General features: G+C 33.7%; 15 protein-coding genes. 8 read left to right on the top strand and 7 right to left on the bottom strand.

What is annotated here, in order from left to right:
• The first annotated feature begins 39 nt into the window (after positions 1-39).
• On the top strand, positions 40-549 hold the full coding sequence (locus AC3Y25_RS23795) for a MepB family protein (RefSeq protein ID WP_489904466.1): 510 nt from the start codon (positions 40-42) through the stop codon (positions 547-549).
• A 48-nt stretch (positions 550-597) separates the two neighbouring features.
• Here AC3Y25_RS23795 and AC3Y25_RS23800 read toward each other — a convergent pair whose 3' ends face one another.
• The 3 genes from AC3Y25_RS23800 to AC3Y25_RS23810 form a co-directional block, all read right to left on the bottom strand.
• Positions 598-4035: a choice-of-anchor J domain-containing protein gene (locus AC3Y25_RS23800; RefSeq protein ID WP_489904467.1), complete on the bottom strand. Its 3438-nt coding sequence runs from the start codon at positions 4033-4035 to the stop codon at positions 598-600.
• A gap of 310 nt (positions 4036-4345) precedes the next feature.
• Positions 4346-5098 carry an SDR family NAD(P)-dependent oxidoreductase gene (locus tag AC3Y25_RS23805; RefSeq protein WP_489904468.1) on the bottom strand — a complete coding sequence of 251 codons (753 nt, stop codon included), beginning with the start codon at positions 5096-5098 and terminating at the stop codon, positions 4346-4348.
• Between the two features lie 155 nt (positions 5099-5253).
• A complete protein-coding gene (locus tag AC3Y25_RS23810) occupies positions 5254-5628 on the bottom strand; it encodes a hypothetical protein (RefSeq protein ID WP_427875049.1) in 375 nt (124 codons plus the stop codon).
• Between the two features lie 145 nt (positions 5629-5773).
• Here AC3Y25_RS23810 and AC3Y25_RS23815 point away from each other — a divergent pair, with 145 nt between their 5' ends.
• From AC3Y25_RS23815 to AC3Y25_RS23825, 3 genes are read left to right on the top strand one after another with little or no spacing between them, the layout of a single operon-like run.
• Positions 5774-5980 carry a hypothetical protein gene (locus tag AC3Y25_RS23815; protein WP_489904469.1) on the top strand — a complete coding sequence of 69 codons (207 nt, stop codon included), beginning with the start codon at positions 5774-5776 and terminating at the stop codon, positions 5978-5980.
• A 46-nt stretch (positions 5981-6026) separates the two neighbouring features.
• Positions 6027-6599, top strand: a complete 573-nt coding sequence (locus tag AC3Y25_RS23820) for a pseudouridine synthase (protein ID WP_489904470.1) — start codon at positions 6027-6029, stop codon at positions 6597-6599.
• Positions 6600-6653: 54 nt separating this feature from the next.
• Positions 6654-7109 (top strand): tRNA (cytidine(34)-2'-O)-methyltransferase, encoded by a 456-nt coding sequence (locus tag AC3Y25_RS23825; protein ID WP_379800900.1) that lies wholly within the window; start codon positions 6654-6656, stop codon positions 7107-7109.
• 109 nt (positions 7110-7218) lie between these two features.
• Here AC3Y25_RS23825 and AC3Y25_RS23830 read toward each other — a convergent pair whose 3' ends face one another.
• The 4 genes from AC3Y25_RS23830 to AC3Y25_RS23845 form a co-directional block, all read right to left on the bottom strand.
• Positions 7219-7995: an ABC transporter ATP-binding protein gene (locus AC3Y25_RS23830; RefSeq protein WP_489904471.1), complete on the bottom strand. Its 777-nt coding sequence runs from the start codon at positions 7993-7995 to the stop codon at positions 7219-7221.
• Positions 7996-8092: 97 nt separating this feature from the next.
• The gene (locus AC3Y25_RS23835; protein WP_489904472.1) at positions 8093-8506 is read right to left on the bottom strand and encodes a GxxExxY protein; all 414 of its coding nucleotides are present in this window, start codon (positions 8504-8506) and stop codon (positions 8093-8095) included.
• A 144-nt stretch (positions 8507-8650) separates the two neighbouring features.
• Positions 8651-9676 carry an iron chelate uptake ABC transporter family permease subunit gene (locus AC3Y25_RS23840; protein WP_489904473.1) on the bottom strand — a complete coding sequence of 342 codons (1026 nt, stop codon included), beginning with the start codon at positions 9674-9676 and terminating at the stop codon, positions 8651-8653.
• Between the two features lies 1 nt (position 9677).
• Positions 9678-10820, bottom strand: a complete 1143-nt coding sequence (locus tag AC3Y25_RS23845; protein WP_489904474.1) for an ABC transporter substrate-binding protein — start codon at positions 10818-10820, stop codon at positions 9678-9680.
• 94 nt (positions 10821-10914) lie between these two features.
• On the opposite strand from AC3Y25_RS23845, the gene AC3Y25_RS23850 reads away from it, so the two are divergent.
• From AC3Y25_RS23850 to tnpA, 4 genes are all read left to right on the top strand, one after another.
• A complete protein-coding gene (locus tag AC3Y25_RS23850; RefSeq protein WP_250837230.1) occupies positions 10915-11277 on the top strand; it encodes a C1orf53 family protein in 363 nt (120 codons plus the stop codon).
• Between the two features lie 100 nt (positions 11278-11377).
• A complete protein-coding gene (gene cobU / locus AC3Y25_RS23855; RefSeq protein WP_489904475.1) occupies positions 11378-11887 on the top strand; it encodes a bifunctional adenosylcobinamide kinase/adenosylcobinamide-phosphate guanylyltransferase in 510 nt (169 codons plus the stop codon).
• Between the two features lie 137 nt (positions 11888-12024).
• Entirely contained in the window at positions 12025-13704 is a 1680-nt protein-coding gene (gene cobT / locus AC3Y25_RS23860) for a nicotinate-nucleotide--dimethylbenzimidazole phosphoribosyltransferase (protein ID WP_489904476.1), read from the top strand.
• A 58-nt stretch (positions 13705-13762) separates the two neighbouring features.
• Positions 13763-14194, top strand: a complete 432-nt coding sequence (gene tnpA / locus AC3Y25_RS23865; RefSeq protein WP_427875056.1) for an IS200/IS605 family transposase — start codon at positions 13763-13765, stop codon at positions 14192-14194.
• Positions 14195-14372: the final 178 nt, after the last annotated feature.

Here is a 14372-nt window from a genome sequence, read left to right on the forward strand (position 1 = left end):
TTTGAAGTAACTTTCAAAAATACTTGAGAATTGAATTTTATGAATTTTACAACAGCTCCTGCTGATTTATTATTAAGCAAAGAAATCGTTTATGATAAGACTGAATTATTAATAACTTCTGTTGAAAAAGAAAGCGAAAGTGGCGAATACAGTGCCTATCGTTTTCTGCTAAACCATAAAAATATTTGCTATCGAGAAGCCAAAATAACTCCAACCAAAACGGGACAGTTTGTTACTTTGTGGAAACGAAATCAAACCGGAACGATAGAACCTTTTGATTATTCTGATGCTATTGATTTTGTAATTGTCAATGTTAGAAAAGAGCAGAATTGGGGACAATTTATTTTTCCGAAGAAAATGCTACTTGAAAAAGGTATTTTTTCTACCCAAAATAAAGAAGGAATTAGAGCGACAAGAGTTTACCCGCCTTGGGATGAAACCACGAGCAAACAAGCTCAGAAAACGCAGAAATGGCAATTGGATTATTTCTTTAACTTTTTAGATCAAAGTAAAATTGATTTAGAGGAATTAAGAAAAGTATTTATATAAAAAAGGCAGTCACTACAATGACTGCCTTTTCTGTTCTATTAAAGTTCCTTATTTCTTAATTACTTTATCTTTAAAAATTACTTTATTGTTTTCTGAAACCGTGTAGAAATAAACTCCAGAAACTAGATTTCCAACTGCAACAACAGCTGTACTAACTTCAGACTCATTTTTAACGCTAATTGGATTTCCAATTGCACGGCCATTAAAATCGTATAATCTAATTTTCAAATCTCTTCCTTGCGTTGTTTTAATATCAAAATTCAAAACATCTGTTGCAGGATTTGGATATGCTTTTACGAAATATTTATTTTTCCCAAAATCAGGTGTAGAAAGCACGTCTTTTTTCAATTCGAAACGAGCAATTACTGGTCCGTGATCTGAAGTTGTTGTCGTATAGTTTGCGATATCATTTCTTGGATCGTAAACTGCAATTGAGTTGGCGATATAATCTTCATTCAATTCGTTTGAAATTAAGATATGATCTAAAAATCCTTGCGAACTTAAGAAACTATATGCTCCAGCCTGACTAATACCTAATGTTAAAGCATTATAATTAGTAGTATCATCTACAAATTTCTTATAAGACGAAGCTGTATTTGCATTTCCAACCCACGCTTTAACATCATCATTAAAGTCTCCTAAAAGAATCAAATTTGCATCTGGATATTCAGCATCTAATGCATCTTTTAGATAGTCAATATCATACTTACGCTGATTGTATTTTGAAATATCAGTTCCGCTGTTTGCACGTGCGTGAAGATCAATCAAGTTAATTTCTTTTTTTACTCCGCCAACATTAGCTTCAACCTGAACCAAATAAGGAAGACGTCCTGATGAGAAAAAACTATCATCGTTTTTTTCTGGAGTATCTGTTCCTGGATAACCTGGTAAAACTACCGTGTTAAAACGAACTTGATCGTACAAATCTTTAAACAATACTTTTGTGCTTTTTACAGTAGTTGTTTGGGTATTGTAAATCACAACCAATTTTTGAGGTGGAAAATACGGATCTAAAGCTTGGAATGAGTAAGACCAAGAAGTTGAAATTGTTTTATCGAATGTTTTTCCGTTAACACTAATTTTTTGAATTAAAACATCTAGTGCCGGTTCATCTGAAACTTCTTGAACTACATAAACGTCAGCATTTAATTTGTTCATTACTTTGGCCACGTTTTCTATTTGCAACGCATCATTTGTTGGTCCAAATTCTTTACCCGTTTTATCTTTAACATCAGTTCCAAAAAACTCTAAATTATAAGACACAACATCATAAGTATCTTCCTTTAGTATAGAAGACCCTGTAAGTGAACCAATTTCTTTATTGAGAGAGGTTCCTGTAATAGTTAAAACACCAGAAATAGTTGGTTCTTTTGCTGTTGGAGCAAATCTCGCATAAACTGTTTTTCCTATTAAGGCATCTGCAGAAGAAACAATAATGCTTGATGAAAATGAAATATTATCTAATGACAATTCGTAAGAAGCGGGAGCCGCAATAGTAATATCGCCATAGTCTGCTGCTGCAAAAACAAAAGTTTGACTAGCAGAAACCGAATTTGGACTTACATCTGCAAAATCTAAACGCGGGTTAGAATCCACATATTTTGATTCATCAATAATAGCAAAATCATCAAAAGACCATTCCGCAGCATTATCATTTCCGCCAGAAGTGGTTTCGTAAACCCAAGCCAAATAGGTATGATCTGTTTTATAAGCTGATAAATTTATATATTCAGATTTTACATAACTTCCTGTATCTTGTGGAAATCTTCCGTTTATCGGTGTCCATGTTGCAGTATTTGGGTCGCTAACTCCATCATAATTGGTTGAAACCATTAATTTTAAAGATGGTCCATCATAAAATTGACGAGAATAAAAAGATAATAACGGAATTTGAGTAAAGCCATCTAAACGTAATCTTGGAGAAATTAACCAATCTTTACTTGCTCCACTGTCTGAATATCCATTCATTAAAACCGCTCCAGTTCCAGAATTAACATTTCGAGATTGCGTAGTGTGGGTCCATTGGTTTAAAGGTCCTGCCTCATTGTATTGTGACCATTTACTGTTTACAAAAACATTTGGATCGTCAAAATTTTGCACATAAGGATTTACTCCAAAAGCAGTCAAATTAACTGTTTTAGTTGTACCGCCTGTTGTTTCATGAGTTATAGAACCCGTGAAACTGCCAACAGAAGTTGGAGTAAATTTTACATAAACCGTTGGCGTCGCACTAGAATCAAAATCAGTAGGAACAAATGATAAAGATGTGGTGAACGTCGTATTATCTTTTGAAATAGTAAAACTTCCTGATGCCGTAACTACTACATTTGCAGTAAGATCAGAAGCTCCTATTTGGTAGCTTTTTGTTAAAGGATCAAAATTTGGTTCAGTACCACCTAAATTCAATACAGCAACAGATGGAGATATCGCAGGGGGCATAACACTTAGCGTTGTTACATCTACTCTATTAACTGATGCTTGAATATTTGCTGCAATATCTTCTGAAATAGAAAAAACAGAATATGATGTGCTTAAAGGTAATCCTGTAAAACTTACCACATATTCCTGAGCAGAATTTGTTACATCAAAAATCCCTGATTGCAACGCTGCAACTCCATTAGAATCCTGCCCTGCTTTTATTTGTGCAATTGTTGGCTCTGCACTTCCTGCTGGAAGTAGAACATAATAGGTCTTTCCAGCTTCATTTATTTTACTAATAAAATCGAAACTTTCTCCTAAAATATTTGCTGTTTTTGGATATCCTGAAATATTTGCTGGTGCTAAACGATCTTCTGTAACATCTATTTTACCAATTGCAAAAGCAGGACGAGAACCTGCTCCTGAAACTTGTCTAGATATCCATCGTACTTGAATTATTGGTTTATTATCACATTCTGCCGGCAATGTTACTCTTATATGCGACAATTGCAGTGGTTCAGTTTCTTTTGTTCGTGTGGTTGTATTGTTACGAAAAAAAGTTTCAGATAAGGTTACAAAATTTCCTGTCTCTCCTACACGATATTGTAAAGCCATCTCATTAATACGATTAGTCGTAGTTCCTGTAACATAAGGATTACGAACTACCATTGCGTCATATTCCACTTGTACTCCCGAATCGTTTTCTGTATTTAAAGCTAAAACTATTGATTGATCCAGATAATTTCCTGCATTTAAAAAACCTATTTTTTGATTATAATTATAAATATTTCCACCACTAGAAGTAGCTGATCCGCCAGAACTCATGGTCTTATCAGATAAAACAGTAACGGTGAAATTCGAAGGAGTGCTTACGCTAGAAGGAGTACTTGCATTCCAACCTTGAAAACCATCTGGATAAGTAGTAGAAGTTACTTCAAATTTATCAAAATATTGTTTATAAGGTACGCTTTGTGCTGCTGGATTTGTCTGGGCAAAAAGACTTCCATAAAAGCAACCCAAAAAACATAAAAGAGCCAAAAGATGGCGCGAAAAGTAAAGTTTTTTCATACGTTAAAGAATAGAGTTTTTAGAGTTCAAATTTATTGTCTTTAAAATTAAGCTAATGTTACAAAACTATAAATTTAATGTTTGGTCATTTATCAATATAATTCAATAAAACTTAACACAATCTTAAAGATAATAAAATAAAATCAATAAAAAACACCTAACACAAAACATTATTTAAAATAACAACCACATCAAAAACCCTCACAAACTCCCGTCTTTCCTACAAATTAAGCCTATTTTAAACAAAAAAAGCAGTAAACTTTCGCTTACTGCTTTTTTCAATTGTCTTGTTATTTACTCTAAAAAATAATTAGACTGCTGTATAACCACCATCGGCTATAATATAACTTCCTGTTGTGAAAGAAGATTTTTCAGAACTTAAAAAAGTTACCAATTCGGCAATTTCTTCTGCTGTTCCTAAACGATTCATTGCAGATTTTGCCGCAACGGCCTGCATCATTTCTTTATTTAAATTGTCTTTTAAAAGAGCTGTTTCAATATAACCTGGTCCAACAGCATTGCATCGAATATTTTTTTGTGCATATTCTACTGCTATATTCTTTGTTAATCCAACCACGGCATGTTTAGAAGCAGTGTAAGCTGGACTAAGTGGAGCGGCAACTTGCCCGTGGATAGAAGCTATATTAACAATGCTTCCTCCTCCGTTTTTTTCCATTTGTTCTAATTGGTAACGGCAGGCATAAAAAACACCATTTAAATTTAATCCTATTACCTTATCCCAAGCCTCTGGATCATATTCTCCTGTTGGTTTGGCTGGTCCTCCCATACCTGCATTATTGCACGCGATATCCAGACGACCGTATTTAGAAACTATCACCTCAACCATATGTTTATTATCAGCTGCACTCGACGAGTCTCCTTTAACGAAAAAAGCTTCTCCGCCCTTTTCTTTTATATTGTTTACGGTTTCTTCACCGTGTTCTACATTTATATCAGATACTACTACTTTTGCTCCTTCTCGAGCGTAGGCTTCTGCAACTGCGCGTCCGATTCCTGATCCTCCGCCAGATACAAAAGCTACTTTATTTTCTAAAAGTGCCATTTTAAATATGTTTTTAAATTGATACCTCTAATTTACGAAGATCTCAACCGATACCGAAGTTTTAAAAAGAGTTTACAATAACATTAACGCGAACCGCTAATCTTATGTTATTTGACATTAATTTGACTCCTTTTTGCTTAAAATTTCGTATTGTCTTATTCCTCTTCATCCAGTTTCATATTTCCGCGATCTTTATGATTATCGGGATGTGAGTTTGGATATCGATTGGGCGTTATATCAGAATTGCGGTCTTTATTCTCAACCGTTTTTTTTGCCTCATCCTCTGTTTCCACTCCCCGATTTGCATTTGCATTATCAGGATTTACTTGATGAAGCGTTTTATTAATATCTTCATTTTCGTTTCGGGCTCTTTCCACAATTTTTTTATCCCCATCGGTATCGGTCACCAATTCTTTATTCAATTTGGCATCTTTTAGTTCTTTATCGTGCGAAACGTTTTTTCCTTTAGATTCATCAATATCCTTTTGCGTTCCGTTTATCTTTTTTGTTCCTAAATTATTCGTTTCCATAACAATATCATTTTTAGATTTAAACGATAATATTACGAATTCTAACTCCAAATAAATTATGACTTAAGATTGCATTTCTTTTATAATTGCCATTTGCTTTTTTATTTATTACCTTTATTCAAAGCAAATTAACAACCTTATCTCTATGAATTTCTTCAAAATCAAAACCAGTTGGTCTAATGCCGAATTTATTTTGATAAAACTTTGTATGGCTTCTGTTTACATTTTACTCGGAAGTTATTTTCATGATTTTTTTAGAAACTATTATCCTGTTTTAATTGTCATTTTTGCTGTAACCGTAATTTGGTTTGTGTACCAATGGCTGAAAAAAATGAAATCTCAAAAGCCGTAATTGGTTTTAATTTTAAGAAAGGAACTATCTTTGCAAAAAATTAAAAATGCACCAACACTTCATTCTTTTTAAACCCTACGGCTACTTAAGCCAATTTATTTATGAATTAAAAAGAAAGAAAAAGCTTTTGGGCGAATTGCACGATTTCCCTGAAGGAACAATGGCAATTGGAAGATTGGATGAAGATTCTGAAGGTTTACTTTTATTGACAACTGATGGAATGGTAAGCGAACAAGTAAGAAGCAAAAAAGTAGACAAAGAATACTACGTTCAAGTTGACGGTGTCATTACTCCCGATGCAATCGAGCAATTGCAAAAAGGCGTCGAAATTGGTCTTGATGGAGGAAAATACAAAACAAAACCCTGTTCTGCTTTTATCGTTACTGAAATTCCAGATTTTGGACCGAGAGCCAAAAAAATTAGAGACGAACGACATGGCCCGACTTCTTGGGCTTCTATTACTGTAAACGAAGGAAAGTTTCGTCAGGTTCGAAAAATGACTGCTGCAGTTGGTTTTCCAACGCTTCGTCTGGTTCGCGTTCGAATAGGAAATGTATATTTGCAAAACCTAAAAGCAGGTGAAGTTTTGGAAGTTTCCGATTTTCAATTAGAAAATTAGATAATGTGACAATTAGATAATTCCAAAAAACTCATAACTCATAACTCAAAAAAGATGTTAAACGTTGTTCTTGTAGAACCAGAAATACCAAATAATACTGGAAATATCGGCCGATTATGTGTGGGTACAGAAAGCCGTCTTCATTTAATTCACCCTTTCGGATTTGTAATAAACGACAAGAATCTAAAACGTTCGGGATTGGATTATTGGGTTCACCTTGATGTTACCGAATATCAAAATGTAGAGGAATGGATTGCACAGATTCCAGATCAATCTCGTGTTTTTTTGATGAGTTCACATTCTGATAAATCTTATTTAGAAAACGAGTTTCAAGATGGTGACTGGCTGGTTTTCGGAAAAGAAAGCGTTGGTTTGAGCGCAGCATTTATGGCAAGATTCGAAAATCATTTAACGATTCCGATGTCACCGCTTATTCGCAGTTTTAATATCGCAAATTCTGTTGCTTTTGTAGTTGGTGAAGCGAAGAGGCAGATTGGGCTGAAGAAATAATCTCGATTTCCTGCAAGGTTTTCAAAACCTTGTAGGTATTTATATTTTTAGTTAAGATCTAAAGTTGAGACCTACAAGGTTTTGAAAACCTTGCAGGACAGCCGAAATATTAACTCACAATAAACTTCCCTTTTTCAGCATCAAAAACAATATTTTCATCTTTGAACAAATTGCTGAAACTTCCGTTTGAAATTAAATTACACGGCTGATCTTGCACTATATTTTCTTGCGTCATGATAATCATTTCATCACTTAATTGAATGGCCAAATCGATATCATGTGTTGAAAACAAAATGCATTTTTGGGTTTCTTCTGTAAGTTTTTTTAATAATTTGAATAAAGAAACTTTATGAAGCAAGTCAAGATGTGTTGTGGGTTCATCTAGAATGATTAACGGTGTATCTTGTGCCAAAGCTCTTGCAATTAAGACTTTCTGTAATTGTCCGTCACTAATTTGGAAATGTTTTTTTGAAGCCAAATGTTCGATTTGAGTCAATCGCATTGCTTCCTGAACTTTTAGAATATCTTCGTCAGACAATTTATCAACCCAATTGGTATAAGGCTGGCGCCCCAAAGCGACTAATTCAAAAACAGAAAGATTACTTGGCGGTAGCTTTTCGGTTAAAACTAAACTTAAATTTTGCGCCAATTCTAAAGGCTGATAGTCTGAAATATTTCTTTCGTTCAAATAAACATTTCCCGATAAAGGCTTCTGAATTCCAGTAATCGTTCGGAGTAAAGTTGATTTTCCAATTCCGTTTGCCCCTATCAAAGTGATTAATTTACCTGCTTCAAGATTAAGATTAAGATTCTCAGCAATAGTCGTCACTCCTTTCTTGGACTTGTATCCAATGTTTAGGCTAGAAGTCGATAGAATGTTTTTCATTTTGAATTATTTTTTAAACACATAGAAACATAGATTTTCTATTTTACTGAAAGTTTATTTTAAAATTTACTTGTAAATTAACACATAGCATTTGAGTTTAGTCTTTTGGCAATATTTTAAAATATTCATTTACAAATGTCTTTTGCCCTTCTTTAAAGATGTTAAAGCAATTAAAGTTAATTAGAATACCCTTCGGTGCTTTTAAAAGCTTCATATAAGTCATTAATTGTGCTTCACATAGAGGATTCAATTCCAAGACAGCTTTCAATTCTACAACTAGGCAATTTTCAATAAACAGATCGCATTTTAAATTCGTATTTAATTCTTTATTTCTATAAACCAATGGCACATTCATTTCTGTCACAAAATTTATTTTTCGATGACTCAATTCTTCTTTCAAACATTCGTGATAAACATTTTCCAGCAATCCTCTTCCAATAGTTTTGTGCACCTCTATACATGCACCTATTACATTAAAACTTAAATCGTTTAAATATTTCTGAGTAACCATTATCTTAAGTTAAATAAGAAACAAGTTGATTTTCACAAAGTCTATGTTTATTTCAAAAAAGTGAAACGCCTTTAACCGGCTTTTAAAAACTATGTTTCTATGTGTTTAAAAAACTAAGATACTATTTTTTTTGTAAGTTTAAACTTAAAAGTTTCTTTTTCGAACTAAAAGCCAAATAACAACAGGCGCACCAATTATAGACGTAACAGCATTTATTGGAAGTGTGACATCAAAGCCTGGCATTTGCGAAACAATATCACAAAATAGCATTATTATCGAACCAAAAAATAAAGTGCTCCAAAACAAAATAGTATGATTACTAGTCTGAAAAGTCAGCTTTGCAATATGTGGAACTGCTAAACCCACAAAAGCAATTGGTCCCGCAAATGCTGTAATCGCTCCAGACAAAATACTCGTTGCAAAAATGATAACTAATCTTGCTTGCTTAAAATTCAATCCCATGCTTTTCGCATAGTTTTCTCCAAGAAGCAAGGCGTTTAATGGTTTGATACTTTTGGCACTTAGAAGCAATCCAATTCCAACACAGAAAGTTAAAATTGTAATGGTAGTCCAGGAGAGATTTCCAAGATTTCCCATTGACCAAAAAGTAAATTTCTGAAGCTGTTCTGCCGTACTAAAATAAGTTAGGACACTTACGATTGCTGTGGTAAAACTTCCGAACATTAAACCAACAATCAAAATTGCCATTGTATCTCGTAATCGCTGCGAAACAACTAAAACTAAAAAAAGAACCAAGGTGCTTCCTAAAGTAGATGCTAAAACAATTCCGTAAGAAGACAATGCAATTACACTTAAAAAAGAAGGAAGAAACCCTGCCCCTAAAATGACAAAAGCCACACCAAGACTTGCACCAGAACTTAATCCTAAAACATAAGGTCCAGCAAGCGGATTTCGGAACAAAGTCTGCATTAAAAGTCCGCTTATTGAAAGTCCAGTTCCCACTAAAACTGCCGTAATTGCTTTTGGCAAACGATAATTAATGATAATATATTCCCAAGTTGATTTTGCAGCATGACCACCAGTTAAACTGGCAAAAACATCTTTCAACGGAATTGTAACCGATCCTAAACTAATGCTAGCAAAAAACATTAATAAAAGACCTAAAGCCAGAACGACAAATAAAATGGTATTTCGTTTTTTATTTGCCAATTTAATTCAGTTTTGATGCAAAAGTAAACTCGTAGCTCGCCAGTAAATCGGGATGAAAGATTTTAATGTAATCTTTCAAAACCAAATCTGGGCGGCTTGGCGCTAATTCGTAATAAACTGTTCCGCCTGTCGCTCCCACTTTTCCTTCAAAATTATAAACACTTTTATTTTTAAAGGCATCAAATTCCGTATAATGCGGATTTGCTTTTTGCAATTCATCCAAACTTTTAAAAGATCCAGAAGCAATCCAAACATTAGCATCCTTTGCTTTGTCCAAAACTTTTTCAAAAGACAAACCTTCGCTTCCAGTTCCTTTCAAATCAGCCCATAAATAATTAGCTTTTGCATCTTTCATAAACTCTGCCACCCAACTATTCCCTTTGGCAACATACCAAACATCTTCGTACATAGAACCGTATAGCACTTTTGAAGTTGCTGGCTTATCGCTAACTAATTTTTTCGCCTGATTGTAGCTTTCTACAATTTTATCAAACAATTCTTTTGCTTCTTCTTCTTTTCCGAATAAAGCGCCGTATAGTTTAATCCATTCTGCTTTTCCTAGCGGAGATTGTTCCATCCAATCACCTTGAATCAAAACATTTAAACCGCTTTTCTTAAGATTATCCAACATCGGATTATTGTTATCTACACCAAACGTCACAATTAAATCCGGGGATAATTCTATTAATTGTTCGATGTTCAGTTTTTCATTTTGTCCAACGTTTTTTACAGAACCTTTGTCAATTAATGCTCTTGTTTTTTCCGAAGAAATATAATCAGTATGTGGAAATCCGACCAATTTATTCTCAACTTCTAACATTTCTAAAAAAGGAATATTTGTAGTTGAAGTTACAACAACACTTTCTAGAGGAACTTTTATAGCAATATATTTCTTTAAACTATCTGGAATTTGTACGTCTTTTTCTTTTAAAATGTAAGTAAATTTCGTTTTAGAATTTGGCCACGGATTACTCACATTTACAATCGAATAGCCTTCGTTTTTCACAATCGAAAGTCCAGAAGCAAATTCGATGCTCTCTTTGGCAGTAGTAGATTTTACAACATCTTGCGCTTCATTTTTTTTACATCCAATTAGGATAAGTAGTACAAAAACGACGGGTAATTTATGGAAAAAATATTTCATATTTTATGTTTTGTGTAGCCACAAAGGTAAATTAATTTCTATTTTTTTTGTTTACCTTTATTCGTACAAATTTAAACAAATAGCCTTTTATTTGATGAATGCACCAAAAACAAAAATCTGCTCCAGTTGTGAAAACGCTTTTTCATGTGGAGACACTTCACCCGAAAATAAGTGCTGGTGTAATGATTATCCACCTATTTTCAATCTTTCTGATGGAGGCGATTGCCTTTGTCCTGCATGTTTTAAAGAGGCCTGCGAAGATAAAATTGATGCTTATATCGAAACCGTTACTCCAAAAAAGGCTCTTAATAATAAGGCTATGCTATTGCCGAAAAACGACAATTTAATTGAAGGAATAGACTATTATATCGAAAATGGCAATTACGTTTTTAAAGCTTGGTTTCACTTAAAAAGAGGAACTTGCTGCGGAAACAACTGCCGCCATTGCCCTTATTAGGAGTTATGAGTTATGAGTTATAAATTATGAGTTATGAGTGAATAGCTCATATTTAAATTATAAATTGCCAAACAAAACTCATAACTTATAATTAAAAAAAATGATTTACTTGATAACTGGCGGCGAGCGTTCTGGAAAAAGCGGGTATGCTCAGAAACTAGCTTTAGAACTTTCCGACTCTCCTTTATATGTAGCGACTGCTCGAAAATGGGATGCAGATTTTCAAAACCGAATCGACCGTCATCAGCAGGAAAGAGACGAACATTGGACTAATATTGAAAAGGAGAAATACTTAAGCGAAATTGATTTTTCTGGAAAAACAGCCTTAATTGACTGTGTAACGCTTTGGCTGACTAATTTTTTTATTGATACTAAAAACGATGTGGAGCTAAGTTTGGAAGAAGCGAAAAAAGAATTTCTTGCCATTGCCAAACATCAAAATGCCAATATCATTATTGTAACAAACGAAATCGGAATGGGCGTTCATGCAGAAACTCACATAGGAAGGAAATTTGTTGAACTTCAGGGCTGGATGAATCAATTTCTTGCCGCAAATTCCGATCAAGTTGTGCTGATGGTTTCGGGAATTCCGGTTAAAGTAAAAGGGTAACAATGGCAAAATTCAATGTCAATTTCAAAAATCAATAAAACAAATTCTGAATTTTTAAACTTCAAATTCCAATATCGTGAAGTATCTTTACATAAAGAGTAAATTGATATTGATATTGATATTTGAAATTGAAAATTATGAGTAATTTAGACGATATATTAAAATCCCGCCGAGACACCCGACATTTTACAGCTGATGAAGTTCCAGATGAAGTAATCCAGAAAGCATTACAAGCTGGGCATTGGGCGCCTTCTGTCGGATTGACCGATGCTACCAGATATTTTCTGATTAAGTCAGACGAGGTTAAAACGTCTATTAAAAAGCTTTTTTTAGATTATAATAAAAAAGCCGAAGAATTTACTGATAATCCTGAACAGAAAGAACTTTACAGATCACTAAAACTAGAAGCAATCGAAGAAGCACCCATCGGACTTATCATTGCTTACGATCGTTCGGTTCTCAATCAGTTTACGATTGGGACAATTGGCAGTAACGAAGCCGTAAAATTCAGCTCGGTTTGTGCCGCGCAAAACATTTGGCTTTCGCTGACAGAGCAAGGTTACGGAATGGGCTGGGTTTCGATTCTCAATTATTATCAGTTTAAAAAAATCCTTGATTTACCCGAAAATATAGAACCTCTGGGATATTTCTGCATCGGAAAACCTGCCACCAATTACAACAATCAGCCAATGTTGCAGCAATTGCATTGGAAACAAAAATCGGAAGCGCCTATTTGCACTGAAATCAAAGAAATTCATGAAATAAATGTTCCAGATTTTGACTTGAAATCAGAAAACGAAATACAAAACAAATCTGATTTCAATACACTTTTACAAGAAAAAATAGATTCAAAAACAAAACCTGTGGGTTCTTTAGGAACGTTAGAATCTTTGGCCTTTCAAATGGCAACAGTTTTTGAAACTTTAAATCCGAAAATCGTAAAACCTAATATTGTCGTTTTTGCAGCCGATCACGGAATTGCAAATCATGGCGTAAGTGATTATCCGCAGGATGTTACAAGACAAATGGTCAATAATTTTCTGGATGGTGGCGCGGCAATAAACGTTTTTTGTAATCAGAATAATATTGAATTATCGATTGTAGATTCAGGTGTCAACTATGATTTTCCAACTAATGCCAAATTAATCGATGCTAAAATTGCAAAAGGAACGCAGTCTTTCCTTCACGTTCCCGCAATGAGCGAATCTGAAGTCCGATTGTGTTTTGAGAAAGGAAAATCGATTGTTGAAAATATTGCAAAATCGGGTTCAAACTGCATTGGTTTTGGCGAAATGGGAATTGGAAATACTTCAACCGCTTCTGTTTTAATGAGCCTCTTAACAGGTTTTCCTATTCAAGAATGTATCGGAAAAGGAACTGGAGTTGAAAACGAAAAACTGCTTCTAAAACAAAATTTACTCCAAAAAGCATTAGATAATTATTCTGGTCAAGCCGAATTAATATCGCAACTTTCCTATTTTGGCGGTTTTGAGATTCTTCAAATGGCTGGCGGAATGTTGGCTGCTTTTGATCATAAAATGCTAATTCTCGTTGATGGTTTCATTTGTACTGTGGCCTATTTAATTGCTTCCAATATAAATCCGAATATCAAACAAAATGCTGTTTTTTGCCATTGCTCTGCTGAAAAAGCGCATTCGGAAATGCTAAATTATTTAGAAGCAAAACCTATTTTAAATCTCGATTTACGTTTGGGAGAAGGAACTGGCTGTGCTGTCGCGTTTCCTATTTTAAAATCGGCTGAAGCTTTTTTGAATGAAATGGCGAGTTTTGAAAGCGCGAGCATAAGTAGGAAATAACTTTCTTTTAAGATTTAAAGTTCATAACTTTGAATTTCTAATTAAAGTTATTTATTACATGCCTTTTACAAAAATTTATATTCATTGTGTTTGGAGTACCAAAAACAGATTTCCTTTTTTAAATTCAGCTGATCTTCGTCAAAAAGTGTGGCATCACATGAAAGAAAATGCATTAAATAAAGAAATTTATCTTCATTTCATTAGTGGATATTCTGATCATTGCCATTGTTTAATTTCATTAGGTAATAATCAGACTCTTCAGAAAACAATACAGCTATTAAAAGGTGAATCTTCATATTGGATTAATAAAAATCAATTGACTAGAGATAAATTTGAATGGCAGGATGAATATTTTGCAGTTTCAGTTTCAGAATCTATTGTAGATAAAGTTCGGGATTATATTAAAAATCAAGAAGAGCATCATAAAAAGAAAACATTTCAAGAAGAATATGAAGAATTTATGACCAAATTTGGATTTAAACAATCTTAAGAAAAATTTGGCTAAAGCCAATCTTTGTCCCTATAAATAAAGCAACATCTAAAGATGTTGGCAATTCATAGAAATTATTCTTTTAAAATTTTACTTTTAAATTGCCTCCAGATTTATCTGGAGGTTATAAATTTGCTCCTAAAGAGGGCTTTAGCCAAACAATCATAATCAAATGAAA

This window comes from Flavobacterium sp. LK-23 (assembly GCF_058135255.1).

What these genes read in the sequence shown, in the direction of transcription:
- AC3Y25_RS23795 (WP_489904466.1), top strand. Translation starts at nt 40, where the DNA reads ATGAATTTTACAACAGCTCCTGCTGATTTATTATTAAGCAAAGAAATC.
- AC3Y25_RS23800 (WP_489904467.1), bottom strand. Translation starts at nt 4,035, where the DNA reads ATGAAAAAACTTTACTTTTCGCGCCATCTTTTGGCTCTTTTATGTTTT.
- AC3Y25_RS23805 (WP_489904468.1), bottom strand. Translation starts at nt 5,098, where the DNA reads ATGGCACTTTTAGAAAATAAAGTAGCTTTTGTATCTGGCGGAGGATCA.
- AC3Y25_RS23810 (WP_427875049.1), bottom strand. Translation starts at nt 5,628, where the DNA reads ATGGAAACGAATAATTTAGGAACAAAAAAGATAAACGGAACGCAAAAG.
- AC3Y25_RS23815 (WP_489904469.1), top strand. Translation starts at nt 5,774, where the DNA reads ATGAATTTCTTCAAAATCAAAACCAGTTGGTCTAATGCCGAATTTATT.
- AC3Y25_RS23820 (WP_489904470.1), top strand. Translation starts at nt 6,027, where the DNA reads ATGCACCAACACTTCATTCTTTTTAAACCCTACGGCTACTTAAGCCAA.
- AC3Y25_RS23825 (WP_379800900.1), top strand. Translation starts at nt 6,654, where the DNA reads ATGTTAAACGTTGTTCTTGTAGAACCAGAAATACCAAATAATACTGGA.
- AC3Y25_RS23830 (WP_489904471.1), bottom strand. Translation starts at nt 7,995, where the DNA reads ATGAAAAACATTCTATCGACTTCTAGCCTAAACATTGGATACAAGTCC.
- AC3Y25_RS23835 (WP_489904472.1), bottom strand. Translation starts at nt 8,506, where the DNA reads ATGGTTACTCAGAAATATTTAAACGATTTAAGTTTTAATGTAATAGGT.
- AC3Y25_RS23845 (WP_489904474.1), bottom strand. Translation starts at nt 10,820, where the DNA reads ATGAAATATTTTTTCCATAAATTACCCGTCGTTTTTGTACTACTTATC.
- AC3Y25_RS23850 (WP_250837230.1), top strand. Translation starts at nt 10,915, where the DNA reads ATGAATGCACCAAAAACAAAAATCTGCTCCAGTTGTGAAAACGCTTTT.
- cobU (WP_489904475.1), top strand. Translation starts at nt 11,378, where the DNA reads ATGATTTACTTGATAACTGGCGGCGAGCGTTCTGGAAAAAGCGGGTAT.
- cobT (WP_489904476.1), top strand. Translation starts at nt 12,025, where the DNA reads ATGAGTAATTTAGACGATATATTAAAATCCCGCCGAGACACCCGACAT.
- tnpA (WP_427875056.1), top strand. Translation starts at nt 13,763, where the DNA reads ATGCCTTTTACAAAAATTTATATTCATTGTGTTTGGAGTACCAAAAAC.